The sequence below is a fragment of the Frankia sp. CgMI4 genome (assembly GCF_001756285.1).
In the GTDB taxonomy this organism is placed as follows: Bacteria; Actinomycetota; Actinomycetes; order Frankiales; family Frankiaceae; genus Frankia; species Frankia casuarinae.
In genome coordinates this window covers 1-19040 of the sequence record NZ_MAQZ01000113.1, presented here as the reverse complement: position 1 = coordinate 19040, position 19040 = coordinate 1, and the positions used below count along the sequence as shown (strand labels likewise).

Here is a 19040-nt window from a genome sequence, read left to right as displayed (position 1 = left end):
ATCTCCCGCGGGCGCAGACCCGCCGACGCGATCGCCTCCCGCGCGGCGGCAACGATCAGCGACTCCAGAGTCTCCTCGGGCAGACGGCCAAACGGGGTATGACCCCAGCCCACGATCTCCACGTCGTCCACGTCGGATCCCTTCAGTGCGTGCCCGCGGCCAGGGCGGTGAGCCTGGTCAGCACGATTTCCGGGGAGGCCTCGGTGGGGATCTCACCGAACCGGAACCCACGCTTGGYGGCGGCGTCGAGCAGCCGGGCGGCCTCGCTCGTGTCGCTCCACACCTCYGCTGGCAGTCCCCCGCCGTAGCGCCGATCATCGGGCAGGACGCCGGCTGGCAGGTGCGGCAGGAGCAGCAGGTCACCGGGCAGCTTGGGGTCGAGCTGGTCGGGGTCGGTCACGCCGTTCAGTCGGACCGCGGTGATCCAGCCGTAGTGCCCGGCCGCGGCCAGCAGACTGGACCAGGCGTCGGTCTCGTCCTCATCCGGCCCGCCCGCCGTGTCACAGGTGATCTGCAGCCCCCGGACCGGCCGGTCCGCCACCGAGCGGATCACCTCCAGCAGGCCGGTCGCGACGTCGTCGAGCGCGTCGAAGTCGATCCCCGCACCGGACGCGAGCAGCCTGCGCGGTGACGGGCAGTCCAGCACCAGGTCGACACGATCGCCGAACTGGTGCAGCAGCGCGTCGAGAGTGTCGGCCAGCACGCGGCGCGGCGCCGGCAGCTCCAACGCCGCACAGACGGCAGCGGCCTCGCTATCGCCGACGAGGTGGCGGGAGAACGGACCTGAAACGTTGACACCGTACACATCGGACCGCAGTAACCGGTGTGCCTGTRCACTCGCCGCGACCAGCGTGGCCGGGTCGTCATACCAGCGCTCGGGGGCGCCGGCGAAGACCCTCCACACGTACCGGTCGCAGTCCAGCCAGGTCAGGGTGTCGCGCCTGGCGTGGATCCAGTCGTCCACAGCGTTCATCGTTCTCCCGCCGTCCTCATCAGTCCCGCAGCATCAGGCCCGCGCCGTCAGCCCTGCACCGTCAGTCCTGCAGCTCCGCCAGCTTGGCCTCCAGCTGCGCGATCCGCACGTCCTTCGGGTCGGGCATCATCACCGGCACGATCGCGTCCGCGGGGCAGGTGTCCTGCGGAGTGCCGCGGAACAGCACCCGCGGGTCGCCCCAGGAGCCGAAGAACKGCACGTCGGCCGGAGGCGTCTCGGTCTCCCATTCCTTGACGAACTCCGCATACGGCTTGCCCCGCCGCAGCCGAGCCGCCCGCTCGGCCTCCCGGGCCGCCGTGGTGCCCTCGGCGTCCAGCACGGCGGTGTCGGGGTTGAGCACCACGTGGTAGATGTCGCGGACGGTGTCCATGGACACCAGGMCGTCGCGGTAGTCGGAAGCCACCAGCTCGGGATCGCGTTCGAGCACGTCCCCGTAGCCACCGCCGGTGCCCTGGGTGAGCATGTACAGCTCGCCGCGCTCGGCGAGCTCGAACTGCATGCCCATGTGATGCGTCGAGTAGGTCGCGTCCGGGAACGGACGCTCGTTCATCAGTTCCTCGACGGTGTAGCGCAGCAGTTCKCGCTGGTTGTCCATCACCTTGAAGATGTCGACATTCTTGATCTTGCACAGCGGGTAGGTGCCGGGGCCGTAGCCGCCGAAGATGCCGTGYGAGCTGGGGAACTTCGAGCCGATGCTGCACGCCATGAAGCCCCACATGGCGCTGTCCTTGACGGTGGCGATCTGCTGGTAGCCCTGGCCGCCGCGGAACTTGCCGAAGCCCTGGTTGTCCCGCATTACCCTGTTCGGCACGATCTTGAGAATCGGGACTTCTTCCTCGATGAGTTCCTGCTCCCCGATGTCGGCCATGGGCGCGAAGATCGGGGCGACCGCGTGCTCGCCGTCCCGGTTGGACCGCGCGGCCCCGCCCATGCCGTTGAGGTCGGCGCACACGTTGCCCACCAGCTCGCCGTGCTGGGTGACACCACCGTAGATGAACGTGACGATCATGTTGAACCAGCCGGCGATGACGTCCGTAGAGCGTTCACCCGCGCTGTAGAGGAGCTTCGGCGTCGCCAGCTGGGCCGCGRTGAAGGAGGGGAAGAACGTCATCATGCTCTGCGCGTTCGGCGCCTCCGGCGAACRGTTCAGCGCCGACCGCGGGTCGGTGAGAACAGTCATCGGCTCGAACACCGCCTGGTTTCGCGGCAGGTCCGGCCACACGAAGGTCAGGAACTCCTGGGCCAGCATGCCCTTCATCGACGAGAGGATCGTGTTGTTGGCCCGGTTCAGGAATTCCGGCGACGAGCCCCGGAAATCCAGGATCAGCTCGTCGTCCTTCTTGGTCATCGCCAGTCTGATCTTGACCAGGCAGTTCTCCCGCAGCGTCCCGTCCGCGAAGACGTTCTGCCGCACGGTGCCCTCCGGCCACGACCTCAGCCGGCGGCGGACCTCGTCGGCGGTGTCGGTCAGGGTGCGCCGCAACGTGGCGACGACCGCGTCGACACCGTACTCGGCGATGGTGTCGTGGATCCGGTCCCTTGTCCGCATCGCCGCGTACAGCTTGGCCTTCATGCCCTCCAGCTGCAGCTTCGGCTCGCGCACCGAGTTCTGCAGGAAGGTCATGAGGTCACGGCGGAACGTGTAGTTCTCACCGACCTTGATCGGCGAAATCTTCAATCCCTCGTCGAACGGGGACTCCGCCGCCGAGGGCATACCGCCGGGTTCGGTGGCGCCGTTCTCCCCCTCGTGGCAGACCGCGCCGGCGAAGCAGATCAGCTGCCCCTCGTGGAAGACCGGGATGAGGATGCTCTGGTCGGTGTTGTGGACGTTGCCGTAGCGGGCGTCGTTGTGCATGAAGACATCGCCCTCACGGACCCCGACCGTCGGCTCATCCACCCAGTACTTGACAATGAACTTGACCGGGTGCTGCGTGAGCACCGAGAACAGCAGCACACCACCCATGCTGGACAGGGCGAGGTCACCCGAGGCCGTCCACACCCCGGAGATCAGGTCGCCCCACTTCGCGCCGGGCGCCGCGCCCATCTGCTCGACCATGTCGAAGGACTCGTTACACGCGGTCTGCAGCTTGTGCCGCACCAGGTTGATCTGCTCGGGATCGGTGAACCGCGCGAGCGCCTCCGTTTCGCGGGGCGACTCCGGGGCGAGATGGTGGCTTTGCATGATCTCGGGGTCGGGCCCGAGGAACAGGACGTTTTCTTCGAGGAACTTCTCGACGACTGACTTGCCGTCAGCGTGGTCGGGCTGGCTCATGAATCTACACCTTCTGCTAAGACGTGCCTGGCGGGCGAGGGCGAGCGGCTTCCCAGGCCCGACACAGGCCACGCGAAACGGACGAGGGGGTTGATGACGCCGACCCTGCTGATTCCCATCAGCCTGACGGCGTGTTCGGCTCAGTACAAGAACTTTCCATCAATACGCGCTAGCCGGCCAGCTACGACCATCGGATCGCAGCATGTTATCCGGAGATGACCGGCTTGCCGAGCGGCAGACCCTTCCCGCCGGTCTCGGCGGACATGACGGCGAGGTAGAGGTAGGCCGCTACCGCGGTGAAGCCGAACACCAGGTAGCCGCCGGCGTGGGTGAGGGCGGTGCTGGTGTTGATGGTGCCGAGCAGTAGCAGCAGCAGCGCGCCGTCCGCGAACCCGAGCAGCAGGGTGAAACTGCTGGGCAGGCGCAGGGTGGCCACGGTGACCAGGACGAGGGTGACCAGCCAGCTGATCRGCCACAGCTCGGTGGTTCTGGTGATCTGGGTGGCGGGGATGTTGTACCAGTTGTGGCCGAGGCCGAGGCCAAACGCGGCGTAGCTGCCGTAGAACCCGAAGAACACCGCGAACAGGCTGGCCAGGGGGTTCTGCCCGAGCGCCGCCGCCCAGATCGCGGCGACCAGGAGACCGACGGCGGCGGAGGTCAGGATGATCGGCAGTGCCGCGCCGGCCGCGGCGGGYGGAAGCCAGCCGGTGTCGACCAGCCCGAGGCCGAAAGCCCCGGCGATGACGGTGGGGAGGCCGAACACGGCCGGGTTGCCGCGCAGCGGGCTGAGGGGCGGCGGAGCGGGTAACGAGACGGGTAAGGCCTCGCTCTCGTTCAGTAATGGCTGTTGGGGACTGGAAACGGTGGCGCTGCCGGTGCTGGTGGTCATCGGGATGAAACCTCCTGAACGGGCAGCCCGCCTACCGGGCGGCCTGCCGGGCATGCTGCGGGTACGGGCGGCGGAGGGCCGGGCGGGCCGCGGCGGAACCGCCGGGCAGCGCCCAGCCCTCCTGGTTTTACTGGTTATGCGAAACGGATGAGGGGTTTGATGACGCCGTCCTCCTTGGTTTCCATCATGCTGAAGGCACGTTCGATCTCGTCGAACCCGAACTCATGGGTCGTCATCGGCGTAGGATCCACCCGGCCGGAACGCATGAGGGTGAAGATTCGCTCGAGCCGATCGCTTCCGCCTGGGCAGAGCGACGTCAGGATCTTCTTGTCCGACATACCCAGGCCGAACGGTTCCAACGGGATCTGCAGCGGTGCCGGGTTCTCACCGTGATACCCGATATTCGATATCCGGCCACCGGGTTTGGTCACCCGGATGCAGTCCTCGAAGGTCTGCGGATGACCGAGCGCCTCGATCGCGCCGTCCACGCCGACGCCGCCGGTGAGATCGAGGATCTGGTTCACCACATCACCAGCGGCGGGGTCGACGACCACGTCCGCGCCGAATCGACGTGCCAGCTCCTGCCGTTCGGGCCGTCCTTCCACGGCGATGATCAGTCCGGCGCCGAGCAGCCGGCAGCCGATGGTGGCGGATAACCCTACCGGCCCCTGAGCGAAGATCGCGACGGACTCACCGAGCCGCAGCTGCGCGTTCTCCGCGCCACCGAACCCGGTGGAGAGCATGTCGGTCGCGTAGACGRCTTTCTCGTCGGGCAGGTCGGCCGGAATGCGAGCGAGGTTGGCGGCCGCATTGTTGACGAGAAAGTACTCCGCCATGTTGCCATCGCGCTGCGTGGTGAATTTGTACCCACCGAGCATTCCCTGGCACTGGGTACTGAAACCCCGCTGGCAGGGGCCGCAGTGAAAGCACGGCGTAAGCGCCCCGACCGCTACCCGCTCACCGGCCTCGAATCCAGTGACCGCGGCGCCCAGGTCGTGGACGACACCGACCGCCTCGTGCCCGAGAGCGCGGCCTTCGGGAACGGGAATGGCGCCCCGGACGGTGTGCACATCGGAGGTGCAGATAAGCGCCGATGTTGTCCGTACGATCGCGTCAGTTGGCCCTGGCTTCGGTATGGGCTTCTCGATGACGCCGGCCTTGCCGATGCCGAGAAACGCCAGTGCCTGCATGGTGGCTGGCATGGTTACCAACCTCGCTTCCCACGTCTCGCTCAGATGGTCCGAACGAGCACCGCGGAGCCGGTACGGCCGATGGTCAGCTGCCATCCGGGTTCGGCGAGGTAGGTCGTGCTCGGGGTTTCGATCAGGGCGGGGCCCTCGATGACGTGGCCTTCTTCGAGGTCGGCGAAGTCGTAGACGGCAGTCTTGACCGCGCCGTCGATGCCCGGGTAGTGGCATTCCCGCCACCGGGCGGGGTTCGACGCGGGGCGCGGCTCGGCCTGGGTGGGCTGCAGGTCGAACTTGTCGCGTTCGACGTAGCTGACCACGCGGATGACGTTGATGCGCACACCGGCCTCGGGCGCCTGGCTGCCTTCGCCGTACCGCTTGGCGTAGATGCTGCTGAACAGGTCCAGCAGCTCGATCACGTCGCGGTGTGAGGTGAGCCGCTCGAACGGCGACACCACCCCGATCTGGGCGAGCTGGTTGCCGTAGCGCATGTCCAGCTCCACCCGCGAGCGGATGTTGGCGGGGTCGGCGCCCTGGCGGAGGAGGTCGTCGCGGCCCTTCGCGGCAAGTTCCGTCACCGTGTCGTTGAAGACCTGGAAGTCGTCCAACATCCTGCGGGTGGTGGCGTCGTAGACCATCAGGTACAGCGAGTACTCATGAATGTGCAGCTGGTTCATATTGCCGGCGCCCAGCGCGGAGAACACCGAGCTGAACGGCGGGATCAGCACATTCTGGATGCCCAGCGTGTTGGCGTATCCGCAGGCKTGCAGCGGACCACCGCCGCCGTAGCTAAGCGCGACGAAGTTCTTCGGGTTATAGCCCTTGACCGCGACCTCCTTGAAGATCGCGTTGGCCATGTTGCTGTCCACCTTGCGCTTGATCGCCTTCGCCGCCTCGATCAGGCTCAGTCCGGTGGGCTTGCAGATGTGCTCCTCGATGGYCCGCTGCGCCCGGCGCAGGCTGAGCTTGATCGTGCCACCGGCGTAGTTGTCCGCGTCGAGGTAGCCCAGCACCAGGTTCGCGTCCGTGGTGGTCGGGAACCGCCCGCCCCGGCCGTAGCAGGCCGGGCCCGGGTCGGAACCGGCGCTTTCCGGGCCGACCTCGATGGCCTCCCACAGGCGGTCGTAGCGGGCGATGGAGCCACCGCCGGCGCCGAGGGTGTGCAGGTAGGTCATCGGGGTGGAGACGAGCCAGCGGTCGATGACCGGGTTGAAGTCGTAGAACTTCACCCCGTCGGAGGTGACCAGGCCGATGTCGAAGCTGGTGCCGCCCATGTCGGTGGCGATGATGTTGGGCTGGTGGTAGGTCTTCGACAGGTAGTTGGTGGCCTCCAGCCCGGCGACCGGCCCGGAGTGGATGGTCTGCAGCGAGGAGGTCGAGTTCAGCTGGGCCATGCCGCTGGTGTTGTGCACCAGCAGCATCGGCTTGGTGTAGCCGTTGCGGCGCAGCTCGATCTCCAGCGACGCCAGCCCGTGGTACATCTGGCTGTGCAGGTAGGCGTCGATGACCGCCGACATGGTCCGGGCGTACTCACCCTTGCGGCCGGTCACCCGGTGCGACAGCACGATCGGGATCGCCCCCAGCATGTGCGTGGGGTACTCGTCGAGGATGATCCGCTCGACTTCCTTCTCGTGGGCCGGGTTGATCACCGCGTTGACCAGCGCGACCACGAACGCCTGCGCGCCCTCGTCCACCAGCTTGCGCACCTGGCGGCGCACGTCGTCCTCGTCGATGGACAGCACCGCCGTGCCRCCGTAGTCGACGCGTTCCTGCACGCCGGCGATCCGGGTCACCGGCACCAGCGACACCRGCCGGTCCGCGGCGGGCAGGTCGGACTGCTGGGCCTCGGTCAGCCCGTCGCCGTAGCCACGGGCCCGCATCAACGGCACGGTCGATTCGAAACCGGCGGTGGTGAGGATGCCGACCGCCGGACCGCTGCGTTCGATGAGCGCGTTCGTCCCGAGGGTCGTGGCGTAACGCACCGCGTCGACGGTCGAGAGCACCGTCTGCACATCCAGGTCCGCCTGGGCACTGGCCTTTGCCAGGGCATCCATGAAGCCGGAGGCGAGGTTGTGGTGCGTGGTCAGCGACTTCRCCTCGATGTAGGTGTCGTCGTAAACAAGAAAGCAGTCGGTGAACGTGCCACCGATGTCAACACTTACCTGCCGCATGTCCCTAGCCCTCCACAGCGCTGAGGTGGCGACGCTTCAACGCGTCGATATCGAGTTCGAGGTCGTGCGTCAGCGGATGACCAGGCGGCAGGTACTCGTTCTCCACCTGCGTCCCGCAACCYGGGCAGTAGAACTCGACGATCCGGCACCAGRCCGGGTCGGGGGCGTAGGTGAACTCGTAGCTCTCGTCCAGGATCGGCCGGTGAATCTCCCGCGGGTCACGGTTGTGGACCAGCAGCCCGGTCTTGTAGTTCTCGCGGGCGTTCGCGATGTCATGCCCGCACACCCGGCAGGTCCATCGCTCGGTCGCCAGATTAATMGCGAGATACTCGGTGATGTTCACGGTGGACTGCTGCTCACTCACTGCTGGGCCTCCAGGATCAGGTCAGAGTTGCTGCTCACCCGGAACCCCCACCCGGGCTCGATCAGACAGGTCAGATAGTCACCCGCGACCAGCGCCGGCCCCGCGGCCCCCTGCCCCGGCTCCAGATTCTCCGGACGGTAGACCGCAATCTCCTGCTCGTTACCGTCAGCGAAATGGATACGACGCGATCCGTCCGCGGCCGCCGGCTGGACCGTGCCGTGTTCGTCGGCCACCAGCTCGAAGGTCGGCAGCGGATACCAGGCCCGCACCACCAGCTGATCGGCCTGCCCGGGAGACGACCCGTCGGTCCACGTCTCGTCCCGCAACACGCCGTCGACGATGAATCGGCCGCGGGTCTCGACAGTGCATTCGTCGATGGACACGCCTTCACCGAACATGTCACGCCGCGCGCGGGTCAACAGATCGTCGCGGGCCGCCTTCACCTCGACGTCGACGCCCGGCATCGGCACGCTGTATTCGTGTGCCAACCCGCTGAAACCGATACCGAACGCGCTGAACACCGCCGACAGATGCGGCACGATCACCCGTGCGATCCCCGCCGCCCGCGCGATCCCCGAGGCAAGCACCGGACCGGCGCCACCGAAGGCCAGCAGCGTGGCCTCACCCGGCTCACGACCCGCCGCGGAGATCATCTCCTTGACCGCGGCCCCCGCCTGCTCCTCGAACACCCGCAACACCGCGAGCGCCGCGGCCTGCGCCGACAACGACAGGGGCTCCCCGACATGGGTCAGCAACGCCCGCTCCGCCCGGGCCGGGTCCAACTTCAGATCCCCACCCAGATAGTTGTCCGGGTCCAACACCCCGGCAAGCAGCAGGGCATCGGTCACCGTCGCATCGGTGCCACCACGGCCGAAAGACGCCGGGCCGGGCGCGGCACCCACACTGCGCGGACCGATCTGAATCTGACCGTTGACGACCTGGACCACCGAACTGCCACCCAGCCCGATACTGCTCAGGTCCGGAATCGGCAGCGAGGTCTGCGCCGAATCGACCCGGCCGTGCGCGTGCACCGTCAGGGCCTTGTCCACCACGACCGACACGTCGGTCGTGGTGCCACCCACGTCCACCCCGACCAGCACGTCCGCGCCGTAGAGCGAGGCGTAGGCGACGCTGCCCTCCAGCCCACCCCGCGGCCCGGAACCCCACGTCTTCAACGCCGTGGTCTTGGCCACCCGGGCCGAGTCCCCGTCATTCCGGAAGATCAGCAGCGGGCGAGGCAGCCCGTTCTCCCGGCACGCCTTCTCCGCGCCGTAGAGGAAGTGCTCCATCCCCGGGTGCAGGTAGGAGTTCAGCACCGCGGTCARCACCCGCCGCGCGTCGTCGACGTCGTGCACAAGCTCATGCGACAGGGTGAACGGAACCGCGCCCAGCAGATGCCGCGGGTACCGCTCCAACAACAGATTCTTGATCGCCCGCTCCGCCRCCGCGCTCCGCAGCGCGATCACGATCCGCGAGGTACTCGTCGCCAACAGTTCGTTGATTGCCGTCGTGAACTCCGCCAAGCCCACCGACCCGTCGGCGCCCACCGTGATCCCGACCGGAGAATGCGGCACCAGCGCCTGCCACAGCGAGGCGTCGACCAGGTTCGCAATGCCGTAGACGTCCTCCTCCGCACCGCTGTCGACCAGCAGGGCGACCGGTGCGCCCTTCCGCTCGACCACGGCGTTCGTACCCGACGTCGTCGAATAGCGCAGGTACTCCGTCTCGCGCAACAGACGAGCGGTGTCCTCCTCGCCATACAGCCGGTCGGACGCTGTCCGCAGCCCGTCGACGAAACACTGCGTTAAATCGTGCGGGGTCGTCGGCGTCTTCGCATGCACGATGCGCTCACCGTCCGTCACGCACACATCGGTGAACGTGCCACCGTTGTCGATATTGACCAGGATTCCCATCGGCCCTCCGCTGCATCGTTGCGTGAAGTGGGTCACAACTTTGCAGCCAGCGAAGGGTGGTTGCACCACTCCTAGGGGTGGCTGGGAGATAGAAATCGGGTGGTTAAACGCAATGCTGTTGGCCCAGAGCCACGCCCAACCTCGCCAGTAGTCCTATCTAGTAGTTTCACGAATACCATAGGTTACGTCCAAGGGCTATTCTCCTGGTTGATCGGTTCGCGCCCGAGGGCGGGACGCGGGGCCGGCCGGCCCCGCTCACCGGGATGGCCGTGCCGGCCGGGCCTCCCCACGCCCCGCGATTCAGGTGGTGTCGAAGCAGCCGTCGAACTCGAACACCGGGTTGATCACATAGGTGCCCGTGGTGGCCTTGATGGTTAGCGGACCGACAAGCTTAGATGGGCCGCCGGCCTGGTAACAGCCGTTGGAGCGGACCTGGAGCTCGAACTTGCCGTTCTGGGGCTTTCCGGCGCTGTCGGTCCAGCGGAGCTGGCAGATCCAGTCGCTGCCGGCGCCCCGGTCCGGTACCTGGGGGCCGCCTTTGTCGCAACTGGCCTTGGCGGCGACGGCGGCCGGGGTAAGGCCGGGGTGACCGAGCAGGGCCTGCTGGTGGGTGTAGAGGTTGGCGAAGACGGGACCGAGGGAGTTTTCGACGCGGGGCCGGGTGACGTCGGTGGCACAACCGGCCAGGGCGACGGCCAGGGCGACGGCCAGGGCGACGGCCAGGGCGGTCGCGGCGCTGACGGCGGACGTCGCCCGGGTCAGTCGGACGAGGGCAGGTCGGACGAGGGCGGGTCGTCGCATCGGGGTCAGCCTCCGGTGATGTCKCGCCGACGCAGCGCCGTGTAGGCGACCGCCAGGCAGATCGCGATGTAGCCGACGCTGACCAGCGCACCCTGACCCAGGGGCCCGTAGTACGGGTGCGCCGCCAGCAGGCCGTGCCAGGCGTCGAACGGGGTGACCAGCAGCAGGTGGCGGATCGCGTCGGCGCCGTTGAGGAACGAGTAGAGCTGCATGAGCAGCCCGAGGATGATCGGGCCGACGATCCCGGCGGGGCTGCTGCGGGTGAGCACCGACAGCATGATCCCGAGGGCGGTGAAGCCGAGTAGCGGCAGCAGCGCGGTCGCCCACGCGGCCAGCACCAGCCCGGCGGTCCGGCCGGGCGGCAGCAGGGTGCCCGAGAGGCTTTCCAGCGGCTGGTGACCGACGAGCAGGACGCCGGCGGCCAGGCAGCTGGCCGCCAGAACGGCGAGGACAAGGACCGCGAACGTCGCCGCGGCCAACGTCTTGGCCCAGAAGATCTGGGTGCGGCTGTGCGAGCGGGTCAGGATCGTCTTCCAGGTGCCGTGCTGGTCCTCGCTGGCGAAGATGTCCCCGGCCACCAGGCTGGTCAGCAGCGGGAACACCCATTGGGCGGCGAAGCCGAGGATGAGCAGCGGGGTCGCGAAGCCGCTGGCGTGCACCCACCGGCCGTACAGGGTGTCCTTCGGGACACGGTCCTGGCGGTCGAGCAGCACGACGAACACGCACGGGGCGAGCAGGCAGACGGCGAGCGTCGCGCGGGTGCGGGCCTGGGCGGCAAGCTTGGTGACCTCCCACCGGTAGGCGCTCGTCACCCGGCCGCGGCCGGCCGGACGTGCCCCGACCGTCGCCGGGGGCGTGGTGGTCGTCGCGGAGGCTGTGCTTGTCGTGGTCACCGGGTCGCTCCGAGGCGGGCGTGCTGCTGGGTTGGCAGGTCGGCGGCGGTCCGGTCGGGTTCGGTGAACATGAAGAACAGCGACTCCAGTGGCGCGATCTCCAGTCCGAGGGTCCGTACGGCCACACCGTCCCGGCCGAGAGCGATGATGTAGGCGTCCGCGGCCGCGGGCTGGGCAGTCAGCGCCAGCCCGCCGTCCGGGTGAGTCGACACGGCTACGCCGGGATGGTCGGCGGCCAGCTCCAGCGCCCGGTCGTCGTCGCTGGTCGCCAGCCGGTGGGACGGGTCCGGCGCCTGGGCCCGCAGCTGGCCGATCGAGCCGTGGTAGACCACCCGGCCGGTGCGCATGATCGTGACGTTGTCGCAGATCTCCTCGACCTCGTTCATGTTGTGGCTGCTGAGCAGCACGGTCAGYCCACCCGCGGCGAGCCGTTTGACCAGGGCCCGCATGTCGCGGATACCGGCCGGGTCCAGGCCGTTGGCCGRCTCGTCCAGCACCAGCAGCCGCGGGTCGCGTAGCAGCGAGGCGGCCACCCCGAGCCGTTGACGCATCCCGAACGAGTAGCCGCCGACCTTGTCCCCGGCCCGGTCGGCAAGATCCACCAGGTCGAGGACCCTGTCGATCCGGCTGTCGGCGTCACCGCCGTCGAGTCCGGCCAGCAGCTCCAGGTTCCTCCGGCCGGACAGATATGGATAGAAACGGGGGCTCTCGATGAACCCCGCGACCCCGTCCAATGTCGCCGGRCCGGCCTGGGCCCAACTGCGACCGAACAGCCGCAACACCCCGGCGTCCGGGCGGATCAACCCGAACAGCATCCGCAGGAACGTCGTCTTCCCGGCACCGTTCGGGCCGAGGATGCCGTAGACCTCCCCGACGTCCACCCGCAGATCAACATGATCCACCGCAGTGAGACCGCCGAAGCGTTTCACCAGGCCGGTGGCCTCCACCGCCGGTACGCCAGCCGCCATACGTCCCTCCCTCAAGATATCTACTACTCGATGAATAGTAGACGCGCGGGTGCGCGGCAGGCGGCAAGGGCCGGGCCGGGTGGAGACCGATCCAGTGCCACCGAGAGGCCCGCTACGCGGATGGTCGGCAGCGGGCCAGGGCAGGCCTGTACCACTCGACCGTTCGTACTATCAACGCGATAGTAGTGAGTGGTCGCAAGCGACAGCCGCGAGCGACAGCCGCGAGGAGGGCAACGGATGGCGAAGCGGCGGGAGCCGGGAGCGCTCGAACGAGAGGTGCTCGCCGCGATCGCGGCGGCCGGCCGGCCGCTCACCCCGACCGAGACGCTCGCCGAACTCGGCGAGCCGCTGGCCTACACCACCGTGATGACCACGCTGGCCCGGCTGCACGACAAGGGCGCACTCACCCGGCAGCCCGCCGGCCGCTCCTACGCCTACACGCTGGCCGCCGAACCGGAAACCCTCGACGCCGCACTCACCGCCCGCCAGATGACCCGCCTGCTCGGCGCTGGCGCCAACCGGGCTGAAGCCCTGGCCCGCTTCGTCGCGGATCTGCGTCCCGAAGACGAACAACTCCTCGCCGACATCCTCGCCAGCCACCACCCGCGGTCAGAGACGGACGGCGGGCAGGGGCTATGACGGCCGTCGCGCTGATCCCGTTGGCCACGAACCTGCTGCTGGCCGTCAGCGGCGGCTGGCTCGGCCGGCGGTTGCCGCCCGCCGCCGCCACCCGGCTGCTGACCCTGGCCTGTCTGGTCACCGCGTTGGCCACCGGATTCGTCCTGGCCGTCGCCGCCTTCACCCTGCTCGCCCAGCTGCCCCTGCTCACCGCGGTCGGGCACTGGTCGGCCACCATGATCCGCGGCCACGACCCGCTACCCGCCGCGGCCGGGCTGGTGCCGGCCGCCGTCGTCGTCGGGCTGCTCGCCGCCGCCGCCCGGCGCGCCGCCGCCCTCGGCCAGGACCTCGCCGCCGCGGAACTCACCTGCCGGCGGCTCGGACCGTCGCCTACCGGCCTCGTCATCGTCGAGGACGACCACCCCGACGCCTACACGCTGCCCGGACTGACCGGCCGGATCGTGGTGTCCACCGCCATGCTGCGCGCGCTGCCCGCCGACGAACGCCGCGTGCTACTCGCCCATGAACGCTCCCACCTGCATCACCGCCACCACGCCTACACCCAGCTCGCCGACCTCGCCGCCGCCGCCAACCCGCTGCTGCGGACACCCGCCGCCGCCGTGCGCCTCGCCGTCGAACGCTGGGCCGACGAAGACGCCGCCGCTGTCACCGAAGATCGCGCTGTGGTCGCCCGGGCCTTGGCCCGCGCCGGCCTCGCCCGCACCGGCATGCCGACCACTCCGACCTCGGCACTCGGCGCCGTGCACACCGACCTCACCCACCGGGCGCGGGCGCTGCTGGACCCGCCTCCCAAACCACGCCCCGCCCTGGCCGTTGCCCTCGCCGCGCTCGTCCTGGCCACGGCCGCCGCCGCCGCCGACACCGCCCACACCACCGAGCACCGCTTTGAACACGCGCAGGCAGCCTATGCGCACCGATCCTGACCGGACGAAAAGCCGACGAGGTCACCCGTGCGTGTCGGGGTCGCGACCCGGCGCGTCGATGCCGGGCGCTCCCCACAGGGGAAACCAACGGGACAGGTCCGGTTCGATCGGGAGCTCACCCGCCAGCATCTCCCGTACCTCCAGCTCGGCCGGATTGTCCCGACGCTGGTCACCGGCCGGCACGAACGGGTACCAGGTGCCGCGTTTGTAGAGGTAGATCAGCCCCATCGGCCTGCTGCCGTCGGTGAACCCGACGACGGTGCACAGCAGTGCCGGGCCGAAGCCGGCGTCGCGCACCGTGGCATTCGCCGCGTGCAGGTCGGTGACCAGGCCAGCGAGGTCCTGCTCGCCGGTCCGTCGCAGCAGCCAGCTGTACCCGAAGCTGTCCGTGCGCCGCTCGTACCGGCCGCCGTCCATGCTCAGCAGCCGGTCGATCTCCTGCGCTACCCCGGTGAACGCGCCGCCTGACGCGGGTTTGACACAGACCGCTCCGACCCCGGTCGGTCGCCATGAGCTGGCGGCCTGCAGGATGACGGCGGCGGCTGGGAGCGTGAACAGCCGGTCGAGGTCCGGCGGGACGGGCCGGGTCCGGCCGAGAAGCACGTCGAGGATCCRCATGATCCGGCCTGCTTTCTACCCGGGTCACCGAACTACCCGGGCTCACCGAACTACCCGGGCTCACCGAACTGGGCGGGCTCACCGAACTGGGCGGCCAGCCGGGCAAGCTGGGCCAGGCGGGCATCCAGCGGCGGATGGGTCGAGAACAACGAGGACAGGCTGACGCCGTTCGCCAGCGCGGGAGCGAAGAAGAAGGCGTTGAACGGTTCGGCGGCCCGCAGGTCGCGGGTCGGGATCCGGGAGATCTCGCCGGTGACCTTGGTGAGCGCGGCGGCGAGCGCGGCCGGCTGGCCGGTGAGGATCGCCCCGGACCGGTCGGCGGCGAGCTCCCGGTACCGCGACAGCGCCCTGGTCAGCAGGAACGACAGCGCGTAGACGGCGGCGGAGACGACCACAACGACGAGCACGACGAGGGCGCCGCTGTCCTCGTCATCGTCACCGCCGTCACCGCCGTCACCGCCGTCGGACCGGCCGAAGCCGCCGGCCATCCCGGAGTAGAGACCGAATCGGGTGACCAGACCGGCGAGCACCCCGAGAAACGACGCGACGGTCATGACGGCCACGTCCCGGTGCGCGACGTGGGACAGCTCGTGGGACAGCACCCCCTCCAGCTCGTCGACCTCCAGCCTGCGCAGCAGCCCGGTCGTCACGCAGACGACGGCGCGTTTCGGGGTCCGGCCGGTGGCGAACGCGTTCGGCAGGTCGGTGTCCGCGACCGCCACCACGGGCTTCGGTAGGTCGGACAGCGCGCAGAGCCGATCCACGACGCCGTGCAGCCGCGGCTCCTGCGCCGGGCTGACGATGCGCCCACCGGTCGCGTACAGCGCGATGCGGTCCGAGAACCAGTACTGGGCGGCGAGCAGCCCGCCGGCGATCGCGACGACCAGGACCGGTGACACTCCGACGGCGATCAGGACGGCGATGAAGGCGACGTAGACCAACCCGAGCAGGAAGACGGTCAGCACCATCCGGGCCGACAGTCCCCGGTCCAGGGCGAACCGCCGCGRCACACGCGTCATCACCATCGTCACCTCACCATCGTCACCTCGTCGGTCGGGGCTCGGCCGCCAGAAATCAGGAGCCGGGAATCAGGCCTTCGTCGCCGAGCAGTCCGCGGACCTCCGCCAGCCCGGTGTCGGCGCGCGGCAGCACCAGCTCCGATGGCTCCAGCTGGTCCGCCGGCACCGCGCGGCCGCGGGTCCGGACCCGTTCGAGCAGCCTCGTCAAGGCTTCCTGGAATGCCGGCTCGTCACCGGCCTCGACGGCCGTCAGCAGCACGTCATCCAGCTCGTTGAGGGCCTCCAGGTCGGTTGCGGGCAGGTCGAACTGGCCCTCACCCAGAATGCGCACGATCACGGCCGCTCCTCCGGTCGAGCGGCGTCGGCCGGCGGGCGGCCGCCAATCGCCCGCGCGGGCATGGCGCTTTTGATCTCGGCCAGATCCTGATCGATGTCGGCGGTCGCGGACAGCCGGTCCAGCTCGGCCTGGATGTCGCCGCGCGGGCCACCGGCCGCCGTCTCCAAGGCGCCGGAGGCGAGTAGTTCGTCGATCGCGCCGGCCCTGGCCTGCATCTGCTCGGTCCTGTCCTCGGCCCGCTGGATTGCCAGGCCGACGTCGCCCATCTCCTCGGAGACCCCCGCCAGCGCCTCGCCGATCTTCGTCTGCGCCTCCGCCGCGGTGTACGTCGCCTTCACGGTCTCCTTCCTGGTCCGGAACGCCTCGAGCTGGGCCGCCAGCCGCCGCGCCGCCAGCGTCAACCGGTCCTCCTCCGCTCGCAGCGACGCATGCTGCTCCCGCAGATCCTCCAACTGCGCGGCCACCCCGGCCCGGCGACCGAGGGCCTCCCTGGCCAGGTCGTCGCGGCCCGCGGCGACCGCTTGGCGGGCCTGTCCGGACAGCCGCTCGGCGGCCGCCCGTAGCTGTTCGACCTGGAGCTCCAGCCGCTTCCGGCTGGTAGCGACGTCCGCGACCCCGCGGCGGACCTGCGCCAGCAGCTCGAGCTGCCGAGCGTAGGAATAGTCGAGAACCTCACGCGGATCCTCGGCGCGGTCCAACATCCTGCTGGCCTTGGCCCGGAACACCAACGCCAGCCGCCTGCTCAGGCTCATCGACGCCTTCCCTCCCCCGATCCCGTCGGTCCCTCTCCGATCTCGCCGGTCAGCCGACGGTCAGCCAGCCCTGGTGAGATCCGTCGGGCCGGGCCGTTCACGCAACACGTCCAGGCGGCGGTGGTACTCCGCCTCATCGATCTCACCGCGGGCGTAACGCTCGGCGAGGATCCGCTCGGCCGACCGCTCRCCGGGCCGTTCGGTACCGGGCCGTTCCACTCCGGGCGGTTCGGCCGACGTACCCGGCCCGCCGCCGCGGCCCGCGCGCAGGAGAGCAACCAGTACCCCGATCACCAGCCCCCAGAAGACGACCATGCTGAACGACATCAGCAGCCAGCCGCCCCAGCCCCAGGTGTGCCCATCCCAGATCATCATCGTGATCTCCTTCGATCTCGATACCCTCGGCGGTTCGATATCATTGGCGGCCTGCCGCTCCTCGACCTTCGTTCCGAGGGGCGATGGAACGAGGGCCGTTCGTCCCGGACCTGGCCGACGACCGGCCTGTGCTGGGGGAATGCCCCTGGCGCCGCCGTCCACACGACCGGCGATGGTCTGACCCGTCCCGGGCGAACTGGGCCGCGGGGCACAGGCCGCGGGCAGAGGCGTACCGCGAGCGCCCCGGGTCCGGCGGCCACGATGGCCACATCGAGGGCGGCGAGCGCCGGGCGGATGCGTTCCTCGTACGTCGTGGCCGGGTTGTGCAACGGCAGATCCGGTGCCACCACCCGATGTCCCCGCGCCCGCAGTTGCGCTCCGAGGGGCTCCCAGCACGTGGCGTCGTGCCAGGCTCCGTGCAGCAGACAGAACAGAGCCACGACCCGTGGCTATCCAGCCGGTGGCTCGCGCGCGGGTCCCACGGTCCGCCTCACAACCCACGGTCCGCCTCACAACCCACGGTCGCCGCCTTTCTCGCGGCGTGCCGCACGCTTCCGGCAAACTACCGGACACGATGAGTCTGACCACGATCATTCCCCTTCTCACGACGGACCGGCTCGTCCTGCGGCCCATCCACAACGACGACGTCGCCGGCTACACCGAGATCTGGTCCGATCCCGAGTTCACCCGCTACTTCCACCGGCCGACCGACCCGGACGGCGTCTGGCATGCCCTGGCCGGCTGCATGGGCTGCTGGGTGCTGACCGGCGTAGGTCCGTGGTCGGTTGTCGAGAAGGCGAGCGGGCAGCTCGTCGGCCAGGCGGGGCTGTGGACCGAACCCGGCTGGCCGGGCATCGAGGCCGTCTGGTTCCTGCGCCGGGACCGCTGGGGGCGCGGCTATGCCACCGAGGCCGCCACCGCGGCACTGACCTGGGTGTTCGCCCAGCGCCCCGACCTCACCGAGGTCGTCTCGGTCATCGTCCCGGCCAACGCCGCGTCTGTCCGGGTCGCCGAACGCCTCGGCATGGCATACGTCCGCAGCGAGTTCCTCCACGACGAGGCCCATGCCGTCTACGCGGTCAGCCGGRCCGGCTGGGTCACCCCAACCACTCGACAGCAAGCTTACGGATAATCCGCGACGGACCTAGTCGTTAGGCTGCGGRCATGACCGCCATGGCACCCTCCCGCGCCGGACCAGACTTGTCGTTCCTGCTGGACCACGCCAGTCATGCCCTGCGGACCCGGATGGCGGCCGCGCTCGCCGAGATCGGTCTCACCGCACGCATGCACTGCGTGCTGGTGCATGCCCTGGAGGAGGAGCGCACCCAGATCCAGCTCGCCGAGATCGGCGACATGGACAAGACAACGATGGTGGTCACCGTGGACGCCTTGGAGAAGGCCGGCCTCGCCGAACGTCGGCCCTCCGCCAGGGACCGGCGGGCTCGGATCATCGCGGTCACCGAGGCGGGCGCGCGGATCGCCGCGCGGAGCCAGGAGATCGTCGATCGGGTCCATGAGGAGGCGTTGGCGGCGCTTCCCACCAAGGAGCGGGAGGTCTTCCTGCGGGCGATGAACCGCTTGATCGAGGGGCATCTGGCCGGACCAGCGAAGAGCCCTCAGCCGGTCCGGCGGGCCCGCCAGCGGGCTCAGTAGCCACGAGAGCCACGCCTTCCACCGCCGCCGCATCTTCCAGCTGATGATCGTTCAGGACGGCAGCGTCGTGACCGTGGCGACGCCGGCCATTCAGAGCGACCTGGGTTTCTCACGAGGGCAACTGCTCGGCAAGCGGCAAGGACGGCGACGAGAACAAGGGCAGCCGGGTCCCCAAGTAAACGCTTCCAGCTAGAGTTTTCCCCGATTGGGACGTAGCCACCGCGGCCGTCCACGCGGGCGCTGTAGTCGACGCCGTGGCCGGGAACCGGCTG

19 protein-coding genes are annotated in these 19040 nt (G+C 69.2%); 4 read left to right on the top strand and 15 right to left on the bottom strand.

Annotated features, from left to right (window positions below; all coding sequences use genetic code 11):
* Positions 1-142: 142 nt before the first annotated feature.
* The 10 genes from Manayef4_RS19045 to Manayef4_RS19000 form a co-directional block, all read right to left on the bottom strand.
* Positions 143-973 (bottom strand): hypothetical protein, encoded by an 831-nt coding sequence (locus tag Manayef4_RS19045; RefSeq protein ID WP_139140148.1) that lies wholly within the window; start codon positions 971-973, stop codon positions 143-145.
* Between the two features lie 61 nt (positions 974-1034).
* Positions 1035-3266 (bottom strand): hydantoinase B/oxoprolinase family protein, encoded by a 2232-nt coding sequence (locus Manayef4_RS19040; protein WP_070132635.1) that lies wholly within the window; start codon positions 3264-3266, stop codon positions 1035-1037.
* A gap of 205 nt (positions 3267-3471) precedes the next feature.
* Complete coding sequence (locus Manayef4_RS19035) at positions 3472-4155, bottom strand: GPR1/FUN34/YaaH family transporter (RefSeq protein ID WP_070132633.1); 684 nt, start codon at positions 4153-4155, stop codon at positions 3472-3474.
* Between the two features lie 134 nt (positions 4156-4289).
* On the bottom strand, positions 4290-5357 hold the full coding sequence (locus Manayef4_RS19030; protein ID WP_070132631.1) for an NAD(P)-dependent alcohol dehydrogenase: 1068 nt from the start codon (positions 5355-5357) through the stop codon (positions 4290-4292).
* Between the two features lie 29 nt (positions 5358-5386).
* Positions 5387-7513 (bottom strand): hydantoinase/oxoprolinase family protein, encoded by a 2127-nt coding sequence (locus tag Manayef4_RS19025; RefSeq protein ID WP_070132629.1) that lies wholly within the window; start codon positions 7511-7513, stop codon positions 5387-5389.
* A 4-nt stretch (positions 7514-7517) separates the two neighbouring features.
* Positions 7518-7856, bottom strand: a complete 339-nt coding sequence (locus Manayef4_RS19020) for an acetone carboxylase subunit gamma (RefSeq protein ID WP_349257456.1) — start codon at positions 7854-7856, stop codon at positions 7518-7520.
* 17 nt (positions 7857-7873) lie between these two features.
* Entirely contained in the window at positions 7874-9790 is a 1917-nt protein-coding gene (locus Manayef4_RS19015) for a hydantoinase/oxoprolinase family protein (protein ID WP_070132624.1), read from the bottom strand.
* 300 nt (positions 9791-10090) lie between these two features.
* Positions 10091-10591 (bottom strand): hypothetical protein, encoded by a 501-nt coding sequence (locus tag Manayef4_RS19010; RefSeq protein WP_023842011.1) that lies wholly within the window; start codon positions 10589-10591, stop codon positions 10091-10093.
* A 5-nt stretch (positions 10592-10596) separates the two neighbouring features.
* A complete protein-coding gene (locus Manayef4_RS19005; RefSeq protein WP_011436649.1) occupies positions 10597-11484 on the bottom strand; it encodes an ABC transporter permease in 888 nt (295 codons plus the stop codon).
* Entirely contained in the window at positions 11481-12452 is a 972-nt protein-coding gene (locus Manayef4_RS19000; protein WP_070132622.1) for an ABC transporter ATP-binding protein, read from the bottom strand. The genes Manayef4_RS19005 and Manayef4_RS19000 overlap by 4 nt, the downstream gene beginning before the upstream one ends.
* Positions 12453-12689: 237 nt before the next feature.
* On the opposite strand from Manayef4_RS19000, the gene Manayef4_RS18995 reads away from it, so the two are divergent.
* Positions 12690-13091 carry a BlaI/MecI/CopY family transcriptional regulator gene (locus tag Manayef4_RS18995; protein ID WP_011436647.1) on the top strand — a complete coding sequence of 134 codons (402 nt, stop codon included), beginning with the start codon at positions 12690-12692 and terminating at the stop codon, positions 13089-13091.
* A complete protein-coding gene (locus Manayef4_RS18990) occupies positions 13088-14014 on the top strand; it encodes a M56 family metallopeptidase (protein WP_011436646.1) in 927 nt (308 codons plus the stop codon). The genes Manayef4_RS18995 and Manayef4_RS18990 overlap by 4 nt, the downstream gene beginning before the upstream one ends.
* A 21-nt stretch (positions 14015-14035) precedes the next feature.
* On the opposite strand, the gene Manayef4_RS18985 is transcribed toward Manayef4_RS18990, so the two are convergent.
* From Manayef4_RS18985 to Manayef4_RS18965, 5 genes are read right to left on the bottom strand one after another with little or no spacing between them, the layout of a single operon-like run.
* Positions 14036-14632, bottom strand: a complete 597-nt coding sequence (locus Manayef4_RS18985; RefSeq protein WP_070132620.1) for a hypothetical protein — start codon at positions 14630-14632, stop codon at positions 14036-14038.
* Between the two features lie 50 nt (positions 14633-14682).
* Positions 14683-15651: a zinc metalloprotease HtpX gene (htpX, locus tag Manayef4_RS18980; protein ID WP_070132641.1), complete on the bottom strand. Its 969-nt coding sequence runs from the start codon at positions 15649-15651 to the stop codon at positions 14683-14685.
* Positions 15652-15706: 55 nt separating this feature from the next.
* A complete protein-coding gene (locus Manayef4_RS18975; RefSeq protein WP_011436643.1) occupies positions 15707-15988 on the bottom strand; it encodes a hypothetical protein in 282 nt (93 codons plus the stop codon).
* Positions 15985-16740 (bottom strand): PspA/IM30 family protein, encoded by a 756-nt coding sequence (locus tag Manayef4_RS18970; protein ID WP_011436642.1) that lies wholly within the window; start codon positions 16738-16740, stop codon positions 15985-15987. Before Manayef4_RS18970 ends, Manayef4_RS18975 begins: the two co-directional genes overlap by 4 nt.
* Positions 16741-16800: 60 nt before the next feature.
* On the bottom strand, positions 16801-17115 hold the full coding sequence (locus Manayef4_RS18965; RefSeq protein ID WP_108913342.1) for an SHOCT domain-containing protein: 315 nt from the start codon (positions 17113-17115) through the stop codon (positions 16801-16803).
* Between the two features lie 574 nt (positions 17116-17689).
* Here Manayef4_RS18965 and Manayef4_RS18960 point away from each other — a divergent pair.
* Together Manayef4_RS18960 and Manayef4_RS18955 are read left to right on the top strand one after the other, a co-directional pair.
* Positions 17690-18247, top strand: a complete 558-nt coding sequence (locus Manayef4_RS18960; protein WP_070132639.1) for a GNAT family N-acetyltransferase — start codon at positions 17690-17692, stop codon at positions 18245-18247.
* 32 nt (positions 18248-18279) lie between these two features.
* Entirely contained in the window at positions 18280-18768 is a 489-nt protein-coding gene (locus Manayef4_RS18955) for a MarR family winged helix-turn-helix transcriptional regulator (protein ID WP_011436639.1), read from the top strand.
* Positions 18769-19040 lie beyond the last annotated feature (272 nt).

Excerpts from the sequence above, each read along its gene's own strand:
- Manayef4_RS18990 (WP_011436646.1), top strand. The coding sequence starts at position 13,088 with ATGACGGCCGTCGCGCTGATCCCGTTGGCCACGAACCTGCTGCTGGCC.
- Manayef4_RS18970 (WP_011436642.1), bottom strand. The coding sequence starts at position 16,740 with ATGAGCCTGAGCAGGCGGCTGGCGTTGGTGTTCCGGGCCAAGGCCAGC.
- Manayef4_RS19010 (WP_023842011.1), bottom strand. The coding sequence starts at position 10,591 with ATGCGACGACCCGCCCTCGTCCGACCTGCCCTCGTCCGACTGACCCGG.
- Manayef4_RS18955 (WP_011436639.1), top strand. The coding sequence starts at position 18,280 with ATGACCGCCATGGCACCCTCCCGCGCCGGACCAGACTTGTCGTTCCTG.
- Manayef4_RS18995 (WP_011436647.1), top strand. The coding sequence starts at position 12,690 with ATGGCGAAGCGGCGGGAGCCGGGAGCGCTCGAACGAGAGGTGCTCGCC.